Origin of the sequence: Microbacterium sp. KKR3/1 (assembly GCF_021272365.1) — a bacterium.
Taxonomy (GTDB): domain Bacteria; phylum Actinomycetota; class Actinomycetes; order Actinomycetales; family Microbacteriaceae; genus Microbacterium; species Microbacterium aurugineum.
This window is the reverse complement of the sequence record NZ_JAJSDW010000001.1, coordinates 1355192-1372640: the sequence shown is the minus strand read 5'-3', so window position 1 is coordinate 1372640 and position 17449 is coordinate 1355192. Positions and strand designations below refer to the sequence as shown.

Annotated in this window: 22 protein-coding genes; 8 read left to right on the top strand and 14 right to left on the bottom strand. The window is 70.4% G+C overall.

All coding sequences use genetic code 11. The annotated features are described in order from the left end of the window. Nucleotides 1–8 precede the first annotated feature (8 nt). The 14 genes from LVJ59_RS06545 to LVJ59_RS06480 all read right to left on the bottom strand — a co-directional run bounded on the left by LVJ59_RS06545 (nucleotide 9) and on the right by LVJ59_RS06480 (nucleotide 11369). Nucleotides 9–1409: a flagellar hook-length control protein FliK gene (locus LVJ59_RS06545; protein WP_232762423.1), complete on the bottom strand. Its 1401-nt coding sequence runs from the start codon at nucleotides 1407–1409 to the stop codon at nucleotides 9–11. Beyond that, complete coding sequence (locus LVJ59_RS06540; protein ID WP_131492584.1) at nucleotides 1406–1828, bottom strand: hypothetical protein; 423 nt, start codon at nucleotides 1826–1828, stop codon at nucleotides 1406–1408. The genes LVJ59_RS06545 and LVJ59_RS06540 overlap by 4 nt, the downstream gene beginning before the upstream one ends. Further along, on the bottom strand, nucleotides 1825–3120 hold the full coding sequence (locus LVJ59_RS06535) for a FliI/YscN family ATPase (protein ID WP_232762422.1): 1296 nt from the start codon (nucleotides 3118–3120) through the stop codon (nucleotides 1825–1827). The genes LVJ59_RS06540 and LVJ59_RS06535 overlap by 4 nt, the downstream gene beginning before the upstream one ends. Further along, nucleotides 3117–3722, bottom strand: a complete 606-nt coding sequence (locus LVJ59_RS06530) for a FliH/SctL family protein (RefSeq protein WP_232762421.1) — start codon at nucleotides 3720–3722, stop codon at nucleotides 3117–3119. Before LVJ59_RS06530 ends, LVJ59_RS06535 begins: the two co-directional genes overlap by 4 nt. After that, on the bottom strand, nucleotides 3712–4716 hold the full coding sequence (gene fliG / locus LVJ59_RS06525) for a flagellar motor switch protein FliG (protein WP_134353140.1): 1005 nt from the start codon (nucleotides 4714–4716) through the stop codon (nucleotides 3712–3714). The genes LVJ59_RS06530 and fliG overlap by 11 nt, the downstream gene beginning before the upstream one ends. After that, nucleotides 4713–6338, bottom strand: coding sequence for a flagellar basal-body MS-ring/collar protein FliF (fliF, locus tag LVJ59_RS06520; RefSeq protein WP_232762420.1), 1626 nt, complete (start codon nucleotides 6336–6338; stop codon nucleotides 4713–4715). The genes fliG and fliF overlap by 4 nt, the downstream gene beginning before the upstream one ends. After that, a complete protein-coding gene (gene fliE, locus LVJ59_RS06515; protein ID WP_047524145.1) occupies nucleotides 6338–6640 on the bottom strand; it encodes a flagellar hook-basal body complex protein FliE in 303 nt (100 codons plus the stop codon). The genes fliF and fliE overlap by 1 nt, the downstream gene beginning before the upstream one ends. Next, on the bottom strand, nucleotides 6640–7032 hold the full coding sequence (locus LVJ59_RS06510; RefSeq protein WP_047524146.1) for a flagellar basal body rod protein FlgC: 393 nt from the start codon (nucleotides 7030–7032) through the stop codon (nucleotides 6640–6642). Before LVJ59_RS06510 ends, fliE begins: the two co-directional genes overlap by 1 nt. Further along, nucleotides 7029–7370, bottom strand: a complete 342-nt coding sequence (gene flgB, locus LVJ59_RS06505; RefSeq protein WP_047524147.1) for a flagellar basal body rod protein FlgB — start codon at nucleotides 7368–7370, stop codon at nucleotides 7029–7031. Before flgB ends, LVJ59_RS06510 begins: the two co-directional genes overlap by 4 nt. Nucleotides 7371–7482: 112 nt before the next feature. Next, a complete protein-coding gene (locus tag LVJ59_RS06500; RefSeq protein ID WP_231555080.1) occupies nucleotides 7483–7773 on the bottom strand; it encodes a hypothetical protein in 291 nt (96 codons plus the stop codon). A 2-nt stretch (nucleotides 7774–7775) separates the two neighbouring features. After that, complete coding sequence (fliS, locus tag LVJ59_RS06495) at nucleotides 7776–8162, bottom strand: flagellar export chaperone FliS (RefSeq protein ID WP_047524149.1); 387 nt, start codon at nucleotides 8160–8162, stop codon at nucleotides 7776–7778. Nucleotides 8163–8164: 2 nt separating this feature from the next. Continuing rightward, complete coding sequence (gene fliD / locus LVJ59_RS06490; protein WP_232762419.1) at nucleotides 8165–9553, bottom strand: flagellar filament capping protein FliD; 1389 nt, start codon at nucleotides 9551–9553, stop codon at nucleotides 8165–8167. Between the two features lie 75 nt (nucleotides 9554–9628). Beyond that, a complete protein-coding gene (locus tag LVJ59_RS06485) occupies nucleotides 9629–10459 on the bottom strand; it encodes a flagellin (RefSeq protein WP_047524151.1) in 831 nt (276 codons plus the stop codon). Between the two features lie 109 nt (nucleotides 10460–10568). After that, a complete protein-coding gene (locus LVJ59_RS06480; protein ID WP_131492577.1) occupies nucleotides 10569–11369 on the bottom strand; it encodes a sigma-70 family RNA polymerase sigma factor in 801 nt (266 codons plus the stop codon). Nucleotides 11370–11567: 198 nt separating this feature from the next. On the opposite strand from LVJ59_RS06480, the gene LVJ59_RS06475 reads away from it, so the two are divergent. From LVJ59_RS06475 to LVJ59_RS06440, 8 genes are read left to right on the top strand one after another with little or no spacing between them, the layout of a single operon-like run. Then, nucleotides 11568–12050, top strand: a complete 483-nt coding sequence (locus LVJ59_RS06475; protein WP_232762418.1) for a flagellar protein FlgN — start codon at nucleotides 11568–11570, stop codon at nucleotides 12048–12050. A gap of 13 nt (nucleotides 12051–12063) precedes the next feature. Then, nucleotides 12064–13473: a flagellar hook-associated protein FlgK gene (gene flgK, locus LVJ59_RS06470; RefSeq protein ID WP_232762417.1), complete on the top strand. Its 1410-nt coding sequence runs from the start codon at nucleotides 12064–12066 to the stop codon at nucleotides 13471–13473. A 13-nt stretch (nucleotides 13474–13486) separates the two neighbouring features. Then, the gene (gene flgL, locus LVJ59_RS06465) at nucleotides 13487–14368 is read left to right on the top strand and encodes a flagellar hook-associated protein FlgL (protein ID WP_047524155.1); all 882 of its coding nucleotides are present in this window, start codon (nucleotides 13487–13489) and stop codon (nucleotides 14366–14368) included. Beyond that, nucleotides 14365–14736 carry a flagellar assembly protein FliW gene (locus LVJ59_RS06460; protein ID WP_047524156.1) on the top strand — a complete coding sequence of 124 codons (372 nt, stop codon included), beginning with the start codon at nucleotides 14365–14367 and terminating at the stop codon, nucleotides 14734–14736. Before flgL ends, LVJ59_RS06460 begins: the two co-directional genes overlap by 4 nt. A 60-nt stretch (nucleotides 14737–14796) precedes the next feature. Further along, nucleotides 14797–15414, top strand: coding sequence for a tRNA (adenosine(37)-N6)-threonylcarbamoyltransferase complex dimerization subunit type 1 TsaB (tsaB, locus tag LVJ59_RS06455; RefSeq protein ID WP_232762416.1), 618 nt, complete (start codon nucleotides 14797–14799; stop codon nucleotides 15412–15414). Then, nucleotides 15411–15899: a ribosomal protein S18-alanine N-acetyltransferase gene (gene rimI, locus LVJ59_RS06450; RefSeq protein WP_232762415.1), complete on the top strand. Its 489-nt coding sequence runs from the start codon at nucleotides 15411–15413 to the stop codon at nucleotides 15897–15899. The genes tsaB and rimI overlap by 4 nt, the downstream gene beginning before the upstream one ends. Then, on the top strand, nucleotides 15896–16963 hold the full coding sequence (tsaD, locus tag LVJ59_RS06445; protein WP_232762414.1) for a tRNA (adenosine(37)-N6)-threonylcarbamoyltransferase complex transferase subunit TsaD: 1068 nt from the start codon (nucleotides 15896–15898) through the stop codon (nucleotides 16961–16963). The genes rimI and tsaD overlap by 4 nt, the downstream gene beginning before the upstream one ends. Further along, entirely contained in the window at nucleotides 16960–17448 is a 489-nt protein-coding gene (locus LVJ59_RS06440) for a hypothetical protein (RefSeq protein ID WP_232762413.1), read from the top strand. The genes tsaD and LVJ59_RS06440 overlap by 4 nt, the downstream gene beginning before the upstream one ends. The last annotated feature ends 1 nt before the right edge of the window (nucleotide 17449 follow it).

Genomic DNA, 17449 nt, shown 5'->3' with positions numbered 1-17449 from the left:
CTCTCGGATCAGGCGAAGACGTCGATGCCGCCGTGCGGCGAGCGGAGGGGGAGAGGGCCGGGTAGGTCGGCCAGGGAGGTGGGCGGCTCCGGAGTCGCGCGAGCCTCGGCGGCTTCCCGGTCGGCGGGAGCATCGCCACGGGAATGACCGCCGCCCGCGCTCGCCGCGTTGCCGTTCGAGGTGCCCCCGTTCAGAGCGCCTCCGTTCGGTGCGCTCTGCGGGTGCAGGGGGCCGGGTCCGTCGTCCGCGGTCGAGAGCATCAGTGTCGCGTGCGGGGCGGCAGCGGCCAGGTCCCGGCGGAGGTCGGCAAGGATCACGCGCAGAGCCTCGCGCCCGAGATCGTTCGGCGCATGCAGCTCGATGTGGATGGCGCCTCCGGAGATGTGCGCCCGCACGGTCACGGGACCGAGGTTCTCCGGGGACACCGTGAGGGTGAGGCTGTGATCGCCGTCTGCGGCTTGCGTGAGCGAGACCACCGGTGCGGCGAGCTGGGGGAGCAGGACGGGTCGGGCGATCGCTGCAGCCGCGGCCGGGGTCGTGGGGGCGAGCGGGGGCGGGATCGACGGGGACCCCGTGAGTGCCGGCACGACCGCTTCACCGGCCGAGGGCGTGGAGACGGGCGCTGGGGTGGTCGATACCGGAGGCGCCGGTGAGGGCGACACGCGCGGGGCATCTGGCATCGGCTCCTCCGCAGCAGAGAGAGGGGAAGCCGCCTTGGCGTCTGCGCCCGACACGAGTTTCGTAGCGGGCGGGGAAGTCGGCACCGGGGGCGTCGCCACGGACGCAGACGCGCCTCCCTCGACCCCCGTGCGCGGGGAAGCGGCAGCCGAGACGCCTGCGGTGGTGTCTGTGGCTCCCGAGGAATCGACGACGGCTGGAGCCGGTGCGCCGAGGGGCACAGCCGCCGCCGAGACCCGTGACGACGATGCGACGGCCGGGGCGGTCGATTCGCGCACGGCCCCGACGACCTGCGCCGCGACGAGCGTTCCCGCGGCGGCGGCGTCCTGGCTGCTCTGACCGAGCGGAACGGGCGTGCTCGCGAGCGCAGAAGTTTCGGTGGCCGCCGCCAGGGTGCCGTCGGCCACGGCCGATGCCGCCTCCGGTCCGTCGGCGGGGGCGGGTGGAGCAGACGGGACGAGCCCGACCGTATCGGGAACGACGACAGCGCCGTGGAGCGACGCGGTCGGTGGAGGATCGGAGAGCGTGTTCTCCGGAGAGGCTTCGTGCTCCGGGGCGCCCTCCGCTGCGGCGTCCACCGGAAGATCCTGCGCGCGCTCCGCGCGTGAGGCATCGTGGATCACGTCGGCGAACGCGGCGGCACCTGCCGTCGCGGTGCGGGCGGGTGCCGTGCCGCCGCTGGGCCGCGCGGCACGCGGATCGAGGACGTCGATGATGCCGAGAGCTGTCATGACTGCCCCTCCGTCGTGGTCCGTACGCCGATCTCGTCCAGCTCGGCCTGCTCGGCGTGCAGCTCGGCGGTCCGCGTCTTCTCGGCATGCGCTTCGGCGAGGCGATCGAGTCCGCGCATCGCTCTCCGTGCCTCGGCATGCTCCGCGCGGGCCTGTGACACCGTCTGCTCCTGCAGCTCCGAGAGCGTCGTCAGATCGGCGAGCAGCGTCCGGCCTGCCACACGCGCCGCAGCGAGGGCCGCGAGGGAGCGGACGTCGACGGCCTCGTTCCCGCTCCCCGCCAGGTGCGCACGCAGCGACCGGTCGCGGGCTTCGGTGTGCTGTGCGTCGATAACCGCCCGGGAGAGCCGCTGCGCAGCCGCTCTCTCCTGGATCTCGCGCACGCGCAGCAGACCCGCCAAGGAGAAGGACCGGCTCATGCGACAGCTCCGAACGTCGAGACGAGCTCCTCGAGTCGACGCCAGGACTCGTCGATCCCGCTCGTCTCATCGAGGGACTGGGTGAGGAAGGCGGAGATCGCCCGCTCATGGGCGATCGCGGCGTCGATGCGCGCGTCCGCTCCCGCCTGGTAGGCACCGATGTCGATCAGGTCGTTCGCCCGTCGACGCGCGGCGAGCACGGCACGCAGGGTCGCCGCGTCCGACCGTTGTCCGGCGGCAGTGATCTTGCCCGCCACACGGGAGACCGAGCCGAGCACGTCGATCGCCGGATGGTGTCCGGACAACGCGAGGGCCCGATCCAGCACGACATGACCGTCGAGGATCGATCGCACGGTGTCCGCGATCGGTTCGTTGTGGTCGTCGCCGTCCACGAGCACGGTGTAGATGCCGGTGATCGAACCACCGCGATCGGTGCCCGCGCGTTCGAGGAGGCCCGCGAGGAGCGAGAAGGTCGACGGTGGATACCCGCGGGTGGCGGGGGGCTCGCCCGCGGAGAGACCGATCTCGCGTTGCGCCATCGCGACGCGGGTGAGGGAGTCCATCATGAGGATCGCGTGCGCGCCGTCGTCGCGGAAGGCTTCGGCGATCCTCGTCGCCGTGTAGGCGGCACGGATGCGCGCCATGGCCGGTTGGTCGGAGGTGGAGACGACGACCACCGAGCGGGCGAGGCCTTCGGGACCCAGATCGTCTTCGATGAACTCGCGCACCTCGCGACCGCGCTCACCGACCAGGGCGATCACCGTCACCTCGGCGTCGGTGCCGCGCGCGATCATCGACAGTAGCGAGGACTTGCCCACACCGGAGCCCGCGAAGAGCCCGACGCGCTGCCCTCGGCCGACGCTGACGAGGGTGTCGAGCGCCCGCACCCCGAGCGGAAGCGGGGAGTCGATCCGATCGCGGCCCATGATCGACGGCGGAGCATGATCCAGGCTCACCTCGGTGGCGCCGTGCAGCGGCCCCTTCCCGTCGATGGGACGGCCAAGCCCGTCCAGGACACGTCCGAGCAGGGGCGTTCCGGTCGGCACGCGCAGGGGTCCGCCGCGACCGCGCACCGGTGCCCCCACCGTGAGCCCGCTGACGGCGCCCAACGGCATGCACCGCAACCCGCCCTCGCCGACCGCGACCACCTCGGCGTCCATCCCGCCGAGGGTCACCACGTCGCCGACCGCGCCGTCGAGGCCGCGCACCTGCACGCTCAGTCCGCGCACCTGCGAGACGACCCCGACGCGTTCGGGCCGCACGGCCTCGCGCACCGCCTCCCAGGCCGTCATGATCCGGCCTCGGCGAGTGCGCGACGAGCACGTTCGAGCGCGCTCCCGACCCGGGCATCGATGCGGCCGTGGTCCAGGATCGCGACGGCGTCTCCGCGGTCGAGCGTGTCATCGGCGATCAGCAGGAGGCCGGCGATCATGCCTTCCGTGCCTTCCAGCGTGCGGAGGTCGTCGGGGTGCAGGCGTACTTCGCGGATCTCGTCGGGCTCGCCGACCTCGAGGGCACGACGTGCCGCGGCGGCGGCGGAGGCACCGGCATCCGAGAGTTCGCCGAGCAGGATGAGCTCCGCGAGCTCGATCGCGCAGCGCAGCACGTGGTCCTGTGCGGCGGCGGTCAGCTCCCGCTCCCGCTCGCCGAAGGAGCGCGCCGCTGCGTGGAGTGCGGAGACGGCGTCCTCGACGCGGCGGGCGGATGCCTGCTCGCGGGCGGCGCGTTCCGCATCTGCGACGCGCTGGGCGGAGGCGGCCTCCGCGAGCCCGGCGCGATATCCCTCCGCGTGACCGTCGGCGTAGCCGCGCAGCCGCGCCCGCGCATGCTCCGAGCCGTCCTCGCGTCGGTCGAGACGCGGGAACAGCACGGGAGAGAAGGCGTCAGTAGACATATTCGTCCTCGTCGGTGCGCTGCACCGTGATGTCGCCGGCGGCTTCGAGCGCGCGGATGGTGCGCACGATCTCGGCCCGGGCCTCCTCGACCTGCGACATCCGCACGGGGCCGAGTGTCCGCGCCTCCTCGTCGAGGTTCTCGCGGTTGCGCTCGGAGACGTTGCGACGGATGAGGTCCGCGATCCCTTGATTGGCACCCTTCAGAGCGAGTGCGAGGGAGCGGATGTCCATGCCGCGCAGCACGCGCTGCGTGTCTCGATCGTCGAGCTTGACGATGTCGGCGAAGGTGAACATGCGTGAACGGATGTCCTCCGCGAGCGCGCTGTCCCGATCTTCGATGCTCGCCAGCAGAGCCTTCTCGACGGTCGCTCCGGAGCGGGCAATGATCTCGACCAACGGCTCGACGCCGCCGAGGGTCTCGGGCGCATCGCGGCTCGCGAAGGTCCCGGTGCGGGTCTTCAGCGCATCGGCCACGATCGCGATCGCCTCCTGGGACGCGGTCCCCATGGTGGCGATGGCGTGTGCGACGTCGGTGCGGGTCGGGTCGGGGAGAGCAGCCAGTACGGCGGCGGCGCGTTCGGTGGGCAGGTGCGCGAGCACGAGAGCCACGGTCTGCGGGAGCTCTCCGTCGAGCAGCGTCGCCAGCTGGGCGGGGTCGGCGGAGCCCAGGAAGTCGAACGACGAGTTCATTGCCGTCGAACCGACCCTGCCGAGGACGGCTGCCGCGCGTTCTGCGCCGAACGAGGCCTCGAGAAGCCCGGCGGCGATGTCCCGACCTCCGCGCGCGGGAGGGAGGTGCCCGCTCGCGATGCGGTGGAACTGGCCCAGCGCCTGCGCGGTGGTGGCGGCATCCAGGTCCTGGAGGCCGATGATCTCGGCGGCGACGGCCTCCGCCTCCGACTCCGAGAGGTGCTTCATGACCTCGATCGCCTGTGCACGATCGAGGTTCATCAGGACGACGGCCGCGGTCTGCCGATCGGTCAGCCCGCTCATACGTGCTGCCTGTCGTCGATGAGGGTGCGCAGCAGCTCGGCCGTGCGCTTCGGGTCCTGCCGGGTGAGGGAGTCGATCTCGGCGCGACGACGCTCGAGGCTGACCTGCGCGGGTTCCGGATCAGGCTCGGGCTCGGGGTCGGGGGTCGTCTCGAGGAAGGCGAGCGGGGTCGTGGCAGCCTGGTCGATCGCTGCCGTCGTGGCGCCGGCGCCGATGGCCGACAGCGGCGCCGGGCGGTCGCCGAAGAGCTGCGCGAATTCGGTCGCCGAGTTCGCGCGGCGGCGCATGCGCACCAGAGCGGCGATGACGGCGAGCAGCAGCGGCAGGGCGATCGCGGCGGCGATGATCAGCGTGTTCAGCAGGACCGCCTGGCGCTCGGCGGCCTCCGTGTCCTTGGCGGCCTGCAGCGCGGCCTGCGCTGCTTCGGAACTGGTCTGGTTGAACGAGACGAGTTCGACCGCGATCGAGTCGCCGCGCTCGGTGTCGATCCCGGCGGCGGTCTCGACGAGGTCGCTCAGCTGTGCGGTGCTCAGGTCACCGCCTGCTCCCGCATCGACCGCGACGGAGACCGACTGGCGAAGCAGCGAGCCGGCGGGCGTGGAGGTGCTCTGCGTGCTCTTGTTGACCGCGTTGGTCTTCGAGGTCTCCGTGGACTCGGAGGTGCCGTCGCCGTCCGTGGACGGCACGGCGATGTTGTCGGGGCCGAGCACTCCCGCGTTCGAGCTCGATCCGTCCTGCCTGTCGGTCCTGGTCTGCTCGGTGAGCGGCGGAGCGCCCTCGGCCGGGGTGTAGGTCTCTTCGACGCGCTCGTTGACGGAGTGATCGATCTCGGCGACCACGGTGACTTTGGCGTTGCCGGGCCCGACCACGGTGTCGAGCATCTGCTGGACGTTCGCCGTGACCCGAGCCTCGTAGTCGCTGGCCTGCTGGTCCACGCCGCCGGTGGTCCCGACTCCCGCGGCCGAGAGCGTCTGTCCGCTCTGGTCCACCACGGCGACGTTCTCGGGCTTCATCCCGCTGACGGCCGCGGAGGTGAGATGCACGATGGCCTCGACCTGCTTCGGGGTCAGCGTCGCGTTGCCGGATGTCTCCACGAACACCGAGGCCGTGGCGTCGACGGTCTCCGAGACGAAGACGCTCTCCTCCGGGATGGCCAGCTGCACCGAGGCCGCCGTCACTCCCTCGATCGACGAGATCGTGGCCGCGAGCTCGCCCTCGATCGCACGCTTGTAGGTCACGGACTGCTGGAACTCGGAGGTCGTCACCCCCATGTCGTCGAGCAGCGAGTAGCCGCCCGAGCTCGCGCCGGGAAGGCCGGCGGACGCTGCGGCGAGCCGCTGGTCGTAGACGTCCTTCTCGGGGACGAGCACGGTCGCGCCGCCGTCCGCCAGCTCGTAGGGCACCGACGACGACCGCAGCTGCTCGACCACGGCGTTCGCGTCGGAGGCGCTCATGCCGGAGAAGAGCGGGGTGTACGTGGGGCGGGTGAGCCAGCTGGAGAGCGCGACGATACCGAGGGCGAGCACGGCGACGCCGATGATCGCGATCGTGCGCTGCGCGAGCGAGAAGCCCGCGATCACGCGTCCGATCCGCTGGAACACGGTGGTGACGGCCTGGGGCATCAGGCTTGCATCCGCATGATCTCATTGAACGCGTCGACGCCCTTGTTGCGCACGGCGGCGACCAGCTCGAGCGTCACCGAGGCGCGGGAGGAGGCGATCATCGCGGCGTGGATGTCGTCGAGGTCACCGGTGACCGCGGCGACCTTGAGGGCATCGGACTCCGACTGCAGTGATCGCAGCTCGTCGATCGCCCCGGTGACGCTGTTCGCGAAGGCGGTGTCGTCGGTGCCCTTCGTGGGGGCGACGGGTGGCGTGAGCGTGAAACCCGAGGAGATGCCCTCGATGCCGGCGAGCGGGTCCATCAGTTGCGTCCGATCTGGAGGGCTGCTTCGTAGGCGTTGCGCGCACGATCGACGATGCCGGCGCTGGCCTGGTAGCCGCGCTGGGCGAGGATGAGCTGGCTCATCTGATCACCCAGGTCGATGTCCGGGTAGCGGACGTAGCCGTCCGCGTCGGCGAGCGGGTGGTCGGGCTGATGGACGACCCGTCCCACGGCGCTGCCCTGCACGGTGCCCGCAACGTACACACCGGGCGACTGATCGCTCGGCTGGGCGAGGATGTACCGTGCCCGGAAGGCTGCACCGTCGGTCGAGGTGGCCGTGTTGATGTTCGCGATGTTGTCGCTGATGGCGTCGAGCCACTTGCGGTGCACGGTCAGTCCGGTGCTCGCGATCCCGATCGCATCGAAGGTCATGAGGTCCTCATCGCCGTGCGCATCGAAGAGAACGAGCCGTTCACGGCCTGCGTCGCGAACTGGTAGCGCAGCATCGTGTCGACGCTGGAGAGGGTCTCGGTGTCGAGGTTGACGTTGTTGCCGTTCAGCCGGGTCGGTTCGAGCGAGGTGCCGACCGTCGCGCCGACCCGACCGTCGCCGGCATCGACCGAGCGGGCGAGGGCCTCTTCGAACTGCACGCGCTTGGCGTGATAGTTCGGGGTGTTGATGTTGGCGATGTTGTCCGCGATGGCCCGCTGACGCAGCGCGAGGCCGTCGAGCGCACTCGTCAGTGCGGTGATGGTCACAGAATCGAACACGAACCGGCTCCCCGTGTGTGGCTGGTGTGGCCGATCCCTGGCCGAGTCATGCGAGCCATCCGTGCTCTCCCTGCTCTATCGGCAGGTTCGTGCGCGGCGTTAGGGAGCGGTTTCAGCCGTCCACATCGAGGTAGGCGGGCTCCTCGGGGCGTCGGGTGCCCGGGATGCGGCTCACGGCGCCCAGGTGCTGCCGGAGGCCGTCGAGGTCGGTGCGGGTTCGTTCCATCGCCGTGCGCTGCAGCTCGACGACCTGTCTGGCGCGATCCGCGAGCGCGGGGGGAAGCGGAGCGGCGGGCGGTGTCCAGGGGGCCAGGTCTGCCGCATCCGCGGTGCCGGGGGCAGCGGCGAGGATCCGTTCGGCGTCGTGCTCGAGCCGATCGAGCAGCGCGGTCCACTCGTCCATGCTCACGCCCGGCTCTCCGCCACGGTGCGGGCGGCCTCGTGCCAGGCATCGCGCAGCGGGGCGACGATGCCGTGGCAGGCGCGGGTGCGCTCGGGATCGCGGCCGATGTTGGCCCCGATGAGCGTCTGAGAGAGGAAGACGTAGACCGAACGCAGTCCGGCACTGCCGTTCCAGTCGTCGGTCAGCGAGGAGGACAGCTCCGAGACGATCGCCTGCGCGTGCTGCAGTTGCGCGTTCGCCTCGGCCCAGTCCTCGGCACGCTGAGCGGTCTCGCCACGCTCGATGTCCAGCAGCAGCCGGTCGTAGAGCATGGTCACCAGGCGCTCCGGGGGTGCCGACAGCACGGCATCCTCGCGGTAGCGCTGTTGTGCGCGCAGGGCGGCGTTCATGCTCACTTCCCCCCGTTCGAACTCGAGCCCGGGAGGGCGGCGATCTGCGACGAGAGGTACGTCGACTGCGACTGGAGCTGCGACAGCATGACTTCGAGTCGTGCGTACGTGCGCTCCAGGGAGGCCTTGCGCTGCGCGAGCCGCACGTCCCAGCGTTCCATCTGCTCGCCGAGGCCCTTGACCTCGCTCTCCTGACCCGTGATGCGGGAGGTGAGGAGCCCGTCGTACTTGTCCGAGTAGATCTTCGCGGTGTCCTGCACGCGCGCGGCGACGTCGGAGAAGAGGCCGGCCACGGCATCCGGATCCTTCGCGAGTGCCTCGGCGAACTTCTCCTCGTCGAAGCTCAGGACGCCGTACATGTCGGTCGAGATGCCGATGGATGAGGGAGAGACCCCGTCGACGGGGTGCTGCACGGCGTCGGCGAGCGCGTTGCGCAACCCGCGCACGGTGCTGTCGCCCGTGAAGACGCCGAGGGTGGTCTTGTCTCCCGGCTTCGCGGCGACGGTCGTCTTCGAGCCGTTGTCGATGCGGGTCAGGATGTCCTTGACGGCGGCGATGAAGTCCGCCGACGCCTTCGTCCGTGCTTCGGTGTCGACGGCGACGCCGATCGTGACGGGATCGGCGGAACGTGCGGTGACCGTCACGTCCACACCGTCGAACAGATCGGTGAACGTGTTGCTCGACGAGGTCAGCACCTGCTCTGCGCTCGTTCCCGCCCAGAGCCGCAGACGGGCGTCGGCGCCGGTGGCGATGACAGCGGCTCCTGCTTCGGTCGAGAGGTCGGATGCCGTGCCGCTCTCGACGGCGGCGATGTCACCGCGATAGGCGCGGAACTGTCCGGCCTCTCCCGAGTCCGCGGCGCGCAGCTGCAGGCGGTGCATCACGTTCCCGTCGGCGTCACGCCCGGCGGGAACGGCGGCGGCGACGATACCCGCGCCCGCTTCGTTGATCGCCTGGGCGACGTCCTGCATCGACGCGGAGTCGGCCGTGACCTGCACGCGCTCGCCCTTGGCGTTCTCGAGCGTGATCACGGGGGGATCGACCGGCCAGCCCTGTGTGGCGGCGGAGACGATCGTGTGGTTCGTGGCGACCTGGTCCACGACGATGTCGGCGGAGAGCGGAGCAGCGCCGGCGCGCGTGGCGACGGTGACCGAGGGCGACGAGGAGGTGGTGGTGAAGCGGGCGAGTCCATCGGGGACCGCGGCTTTCTCGGCTGCGGTCGCGAGGTTCTGGATCGCGGTGTTCAGGGTCTGCAGCTGGGAGACGATGCCGTTCTTGTCGTCCATCTTCGCCTTGAGCAGCGAGCGCGGGATGGCGTGCACGTCCATCAGCGCCTTGATGACCTCCGTGGTCTTCAGGCCGGAGACGAGACCGTCGAGCGAGAGGGACATGATCGCCTTTGCGGATCGGGAGCGGACGGTGTCCGGGCGACGGGCGGAACCGCCGCCCGGACACTACGGCGTGGGTCAGCGCAGGAGCTGGAGAACGCCCTGGTTGGACTGGTTCGCCTGGGCCAGCATGGCCGTGCCCGCCTGCGACAGGATGTTCGCCGACGTGAACTTGACCATCTCGGACGCCATGTCGGTGTCGCGGATCCGGCTCTCGGCGGCGGCGAGGTTCTCCGCCGACACGTTGAGGCTGTTGATGGTCGACTCGAAGCGGTTCTGCAGCGCACCGTAACCGGCACGTGCGGTCGAGACCGCCTGGATCTCGGTGTCGATGTCGGCCAGCGCGGCACCGTAGGTGGCAGCGTCCGTCATCGTGGCCGCGTATCCCTTGATGTCGGCGCCGAGGCTGGCGAAGTCGGTCAGTGCGACCGAGATCTGGTCCTCGGCGGCGACCGCGCCCGCACCGACCTGGAACGTCAGCGTCGTGCCGCCCGAGAGCAGCTTGATGCCGTTGAAGTTGGTGCTCTCGGCGATCCGGGTGAGCTCGTCGCCCAGGGCGCCGATCTCGGTCTGGATCGCTTCGCGCGACTTCGCGTTGTTCGAGTCGTTCGCACCCTGAGCGGTCAGGTCGCGAACGCGCTGAAGGATCGAGTGGACTTCGGTCAGGGCGCCTTCTGCGGTCTGGATGACCGAGATGCCGTCCTGGGCGTTGCGTGCCGCGACGTTCAGGCCGTTGACCTGCGAACGCAGACCCTCGGAGATCGCCAGGCCCGCGGCGTCGTCCGCCGCGCGGTTGATCCGCAGGCCGCTCGACAGCTTCTCGAGCGACTTCGACAGGTCGTTCTGCGTGTTGGACAGGTTGCGGTAGGCGTTGAGCGCCGACACGTTGGTGTTGATCTGCATACCCATAAGGGTTCTCCTCCGTGAATGGTGTTGTACGGGTGACCATCCGTGGTCTCCCGCCCACACCTATCGGCGGAGGTGGCGTGCCCGTTAGCCGGGCGATGAGAAGCGCGGGTCAGGCGGGGGCGGCTTCGCGGAAGATGTCCGCGATCCGCGGGCTGCTCGCATCGGCGATCCGCGAGAAGTAGGCGTCGCGGGCGCCGGCGGACACGCGCGTGGTCGTCGTCGGCGCCGAGCCCTCGGCGAAGTACCGATCCAGAGCGTCGCGGAGGAGCCGGATGGCTTCCGAGCGCTGCTGCGACACCGCCGAATGGGTCACCCCCAGTTCCTCGGCGATCTCCTTCACGGGCCGCTCGTCGAAGTACACGGCCTGCACGATCCGGCGCATACGTTCGGGGAGCGCGGCGACGGCCTGCTCGAGGATGTCGCGGCGTTCGCCGACGAGGGCGGATTCTTCGGGCAGGGGGATCTCGGTGGCGACGTCACGGGCCGCGGGATCGTCCAGGGTGGTCACAGTCCGCGCGGCATCGCCGAGTGCTTCGACGACGACGTCCTTCGTGACGCCCATGGCTGTGGCGACCTCGGTCGGGGTCGCGGTCCGGCCGAGACCGGCGGTGAGCGTCTCGCGGACGGCGACCGTCTCTTTGATGCGCTTGCGGATGCCGCGCGACGCCCAGTCCATGGAGCGCATCTCGTCGGCGAAGGCACCGAGGATGCGACGGCGCGCGTAGGCGCCGAAGGGGACGCCCAGGGCAGGATCGAATGCATCGGCCGCGGTCACGAGCGCGAGGGCGCCGACGGCCGCCAGCTCGTCACGGGGGATGTGGGTGGCGCGGGAATGGGTTTCGGCGGCGAGGTATCCGACCAGGGGGAGGTTGCTCTCGATGAGGAGATTGCGCTCAGCGCGCGAAGGCATGGGGGATGATCCACCTCTCTGGATGCACTCCGGAAGATCCGAGGAGATGAGCAGATGTACATATCACAAGGAGCGAGATATGTACATGGGGAGAACTACCCATCGCCGTTCCACATAGTAACCTTAGGGGCGCGGTAGCCGATAGTGACCTTTGGCCGCGTTATGAGGCGTGGCGATCACTGGGGAAAAGGGGATCACATGGGAGCCAACGAACTATCGATACAGCTGTGGCGCGAGCGTGAACTGCTCGAGATGCTGCTCTTCAAGCTCGATGAGCAGCAGCTGCTGCTCGCCGCCGGGCGGTCCCAATGGATACAGTTTGCCGCGCGCGAGATCGATCAGGTACTCGACAGGCTTCGCGGCGCCGGACTCGCGCGCGCCGTCGAGGTCGCGACCGTTGCCGAGGAGTGGGGGGCTCCCGAGGGCGCGACGATTCGCGAACTGATCGAACACGCGCCGGAAGGTGCGTGGCAGGAGGTCTTCGCGGACCACATGCGGGCGCTGACCAAGCTCGCCGCAGAGGTGGAGCAGATGCGCGACGCCAACGCGGAACAGCTCAGCGGAGTGCTCCGCGCGACCCAGGAGACGATCGCCGCATTGGGGCACGACACCGGGGAGTACACGACGACGGGTGACCGCGCTCGCGACGACGCTGCGCGCATCATCGACACCGAGATGTGACCGGAAGGGGATCATGTCGACCTTCAGTGGATTGAACACCGCGGCCAGCGGCCTCGCAGCAGCCCGTCGTGGCATGGACGTGGTCGGGCAGAACATCGCGAACCAGAAGACCGAGGGGTACACGCGTCAACGTGTCCAGACCTCGGCCATCGCCGCCATCGCTCAGACCGGGCGGTTCAGTGTCGGCGCTCAGCCGGGGCACGGCGTCTCGATCGACGGCGTGGCCCGTCTCGGTGATGCCCTGCTCGATGCCCGCGTCCGCGACTCCCTCGCCGCCTCCGGCTTCTGGTCCACGCGCGCCGTCGCCGCCACCACGATCGAGGCCTCCCTCGCCGAACCGACCGAGAACGGGCTCGCGGCCCGACTGTCGAAGTTCTGGTCGGGCTGGCAGGACCTCGCGAACACCCCCGACTCGGGGGCCGCGGCCTCCAGCGTCCTGGAATCTGCGAAGGAACTCGCCTCGCAGATCGCGGGTGGATACCGGACGGTCGCCGGACAGTGGAACGATGCCCGCGCCGCGGCCGACCGTACGATCACCCAGGTGAACGCGGCGGCGGACCAGATCGCCGTGCTCAACGGCGAGATCCGTGACGCGCTGGCCTCGGGGCGCTCGGCGAACGAGCTCATGGACCAGCGCAGTGTGCTCGCGCAGAACGTCGCCCGCATGTCGGGTGCCGCCGCCACTCTCGAGACCGACGGCACGATGACCGTGCGCATCGGCGGCAACGCCCTCGTCGCAGGCTCCGACGCGCGCCATCTCGTCCTGGACGGACCGGCCACCATCGACGCCGGCCAGCGCTTCACGGTCTCCTGGGCGTCCGCTCCCGGTCTGCCGGCATCGATCGACGGCGGTGAGCTCGGCGGTTCGCTCGCCGTCCTCGCCCCGGCCGCGGATGGAGGGATGCTCGCGCAGCTCGCTTCCACCTACGACGCGGTGGCGACGCGGCTGGCGGAAACGCTGAACACCCAGCACCGCGCGGGGGTCACATCGTCGGGACAGCCCGGCGGCGACTTCTTCACGATCCCTCCGACCGGTTCCGCCGCACTCGGGCTGAGCGTCGCCATCACAGCACCGTCGGATCTGGCGCTCGCCGCGCCGGGTGCCGGTGCCTGGGACGCGAGCAACGCCGACCTGATCTCCCAGATCGGGCGGAGCGCGACCTCGCCCGACGCGCTCTGGTCCGACCATGTCACCCGGTTCGGTGTGGCGACGGCGGCCGATGTGCAGCGCGCGAAGGTGTCCGACGCGGCCGCGGTCGCGGCGGTCGGCGCGCAGCAGTCCGTCGCCGCCGTCGACGGCGACGAGGAGACCATCAGTCTGCTCACCTACCAGACCGCCTATCAGGCCGCGGCCCGGGTGATGACCGCGGTGGACGAAGCGCTCGACGTGCTCATCAACCGCACGGGTCTCGTCGGACGCTGATCGAAGGAGCATCATGATCTCTCGAGTCACCTCCTCGGCCATGACGCAGACGGCCATGCGGCAGCTGCAGTCCAACCTCTCCGAGCTCGCGCGTCTGCAGGAGCAGGCCACCTCGCAGCGTGCCTTCGCCGCGCCGTCCGATGACCCGGCCGCCGCGGCAGCCGCGCTCGCGCTTCACGCCGAGCAGCGACGCAACGACCAGTACGCGCGCAACATCGACGACGGACTCGCCTGGGTCACGGCGGCCGACGGGGCGATCACCGCGAGCACCTCACTGCTCGGGCGGGTCCGCGACCTCACCGCGCAGGGTGCGAACGACGGCGCGCTCGACGCCGTGGCCAAGGAAGCACTGGCCGTGGAACTCGAAGGCCTCCGCGAGGAGCTCTTCGCCCAGGCGAACACCCGGCTGCTCGGACGCTCCGTGTTCGCGGGAACGTCGGACACGGCAGCCTTCGCCGCCGACTACAGCCACAGTGGCGTACCGGGCGCGGAGGTGACCCGACGGGTCTCCGACGGTGCCTCCGTGCGCGTCGACACCGATGGCGCCGCCGTCTTCGGAACCGGGGACGACTCGGTGTTCGCGTTGGTGGACCGGATCGTCGCCGATCTCCGCTCCGGCACCAACGTCGGACCGCGACTCGCGGAGATCGACGCGCGTCGCACGGCCATGCTCGGGGTCCAGGGGTCGGTGGGCACCCGTCAATCTCAGATCGAACGCGCCAAGGAGGCGGCAGTGCAGAATTCCGTGTCCCTCGAGTCCCGCCGCACGGCGGTCGAGGACGTCGATTCGATCGAAGTGCTCGTGCGCCTCCAGGCGCAGGAACTCGTGTATCGCTCCGCGCTCGCGGTGAACGCGCGGGTGCTCCAGCCGTCGCTGATGGACTTTCTCCGATGACCGCGGCGCTGACTTTCCTCGCCCCGCCTCCCGGACTCGCGCCGCATGTCGACTTCGCCCTGGCCCCGGTCGACGGCGCCGACGGACTGTTCGCGATGCGGGCCGTGCAGGACGCGGAGCTGCGGCTCTACCTCGTCGATCCACGGACGGTGCTGAGCGAGTACGCGCCGATCCTCACCGACGAGCAGGCCGACGCACTCGCTCTCCGCGATGCCGAAGACGCACTGATCCTCGTGGTCGCCCACCCGTCGGCGGAGGGCGTGAGCGTGAACCTGCTCGCGCCGGTGATCGTGAACCGCACGACGGGGGCCGCGTCGCAGGTGATCCTCGAGGACCAGGACTATCCGTTGCGCGCACCCTTGGGCTGAGCCGTCGTTCCCGGCCGGTCCAGGCCGTTCTCCCAGCGGAACCACGGCTAATCTGGAAGGGTGATCCTCGCCGTCGACACCTCCCTGGGTACCGCTGTGGCCCTCATCGATGCCGACGGGGACCTCCGCGCCGAGGCGAGTGCAGCCGACCCGCTCGGCCATGCCGAGATCATCGGCGACCTGCTGGTCGAGGTGCTCAGACAGGCCGGAGCTGGAGCGGTGACCCACGTCGTCGCCGGCATGGGACCCGGACCGTTCACCGGACTGCGGATCGGCATCGCCGCGGCACGAGCCTTCGCGCTCGGACGCGATATCCCCGTGATCGCGGTGCCCAGCCATTTCGCGGCCGCGCTCACCGCGACCGAGACCGAGACGGGGCCGTTCGCCGTCGTCACCGACGCGCGCCGACGCGAGGTCGCGATCACGGTCTTCGACGGGATCGACGCCGACGGGATTCCGCACGTCGTCGCCGAGACGGTCCTGGTGCGCGCGGCGGACGCCGACGCACACCTCGACGGCATCCGACGCATCGACGTCGGGACGCTCTCCGCGCGGGACCTCGCCCGGGTCGGCGCGCGCGCCCTCGCCGCCGGTCGTGTGTTGACGGACGATGAGCCCCTCTATCTGCGGAACCCGGATGTGACGCTGCCCGGTGCCCCGAAGAAGGTGGGGACGTGACGCTCCGCGACGCCGTGGCCGACGACCTCGACGCGATCATGATGATCGAGAACCGCTCCTTCCCGACCGATGCCTGGAGCCGGGAGACCATGGCGTCCGAGCTCGCCAGCCTGCACGGCCGGTACCTGGTCGATGAGCACGAGGGGAGTGTGATCGGCTACGGCGGGGTACGGGCCCTGCGCGGGAGCGCCGACGCCGATATCCAGACCATCGCGCTCCTCAGCGGGTACCGCGGCCAGGGCCGTGGCCGGGCGCTCCTGCGCGCGCTGCTCGCCGCCGCCGCGGAGCGCGGTGCCGGCGAGGTGTTCCTCGAGGTCAGGGCCGACAACCCGGCGGCCGAGGGTCTCTACCTCGCCGAAGGCTTCACCGAGATCGGCCGTCGTCCCCGCTACTATCAGCCGGATGATGTGGACGCGATCGTGATGCGCTTGGACCTGCGCCGCCACCCGGTCGCGCGAGACCAGTCCGAGGAGGCGACGGCATGAACGAGCCTCTGGTCCTCGGCATCGAGACGAGCTGCGACGAGACCGGCATCGGAATCGTCCGCGGGCGCACCCTGCTGTCGAACACGATCGCGTCGAGCATGGACGAGCACGCCCGCTACGGCGGCGTCGTGCCCGAGGTCGCGGCCCGGGCGCATCTCGAGGCGCTCCAACCCGCCATCGATGCGGCGCTCGCCGAAGCGGGTGTGGGCCTGGATGAGCTCGACGCGGTGGCCGTCACGAGCGGTCCTGGGCTCGCGGGCGCGCTGATGGTGGGTGTGGGCGCGGCGAAGGGCCTCGCTGTCTCGATCGACAAACCGCTCTATGCCGTCAATCACCTCGTCGGCCACATCGCCGCCGACATCCTGACCGGCGGCTCCGCACCGCTCGAGTATCCGACGATCGCCCTGCTGGTATCCGGTGGGCACACCTCGCTGCTGCACGTCCGCGATCTCACGACCGACGTCGAACTGCTCGGCGAGACCATGGACGACGCCGCAGGCGAAGCCTTCGACAAGGTCGCCCGGCTCCTCTCGCTGCCCTACCCGGGTGGTCCCGAGATCGACCGTGCGGCGGCCGACGGCGATCCGGAGGCGATCCGCTTCCCCCGTGGCCTCTCCCGGGCCTCCGATCTGGCGAAGCATCGCTATGACTTCTCGTTCTCCGGACTGAAGACGGCCGTGGCCCGCTGGGTCGAGCGGTGCGAAGCCGAGGGGGTCGAGGTCCCGGTGGCAGACGTCGCCGCGAGCTTCCGTGAGGCCGTCGTCGATGTGCTCGTGACCAAGGCGCTCGCCGCTTGCGCGGATCTCGGCGTGCCGAGACTGCTCCTCGGCGGTGGGGTGATCGCGAACCGGCGCCTGCGCGAGGTCGCCCTCCGACGTGCCGCCGAGGCCGGCGTCACCGTCCGCATTCCCCCTCTCTCGCTGTGCACCGACAACGGCGCCATGATCGCGGCCCTGGCGTCGGAGCTGATCTCCTCGGGGCGTCCGCCGTCGCGATTGACGTTCGGCGCGGAGTCGACCCTTCCGGTGACCGAGATCCAGATCGCGGAGGGGACGCCCGCATGAGCGACACCTCGGGCGCGGCCGAGGCGAAGGCCTCACCCACCCCGCCGACGCGCATCGAGAGCACGAGCGAGCAGGTCGAGCAGCATCCGGCTGCGGCCGCGCGGCTTCCTGGAGCCCGCCGGGAGGGGTATGCCAAGTTCCCCACCGGTCCCGTTGGCATCGAACCCGTGGTCGCGAGCGGTCCCGACATCGACGCGCGAGACGACGTGGAGTGGGAGCCGTCGACCGATGCCTCGCCCATCGACGACACTCGACTCGCTCCGTGGGCACTGCTGGCGGCGATCGTCGCGCTCGGAGCCTCGTTCTTCGTCGGCTGGGGGATCCCCGTCGCGATCGTCGCGGTCATCGCCGCGGCCATGTCGTTGCGTCGCCCGGTCGAGAGCCGGGCGATCGCGCGGTGGGCGCTCGTGCTGGGTCTCTGTGCGACCGTCTACAGTCTGGGGTGGCTGGTCTGGGCGGGCATGCAGTTCGAGAAGCTCGGGTGAC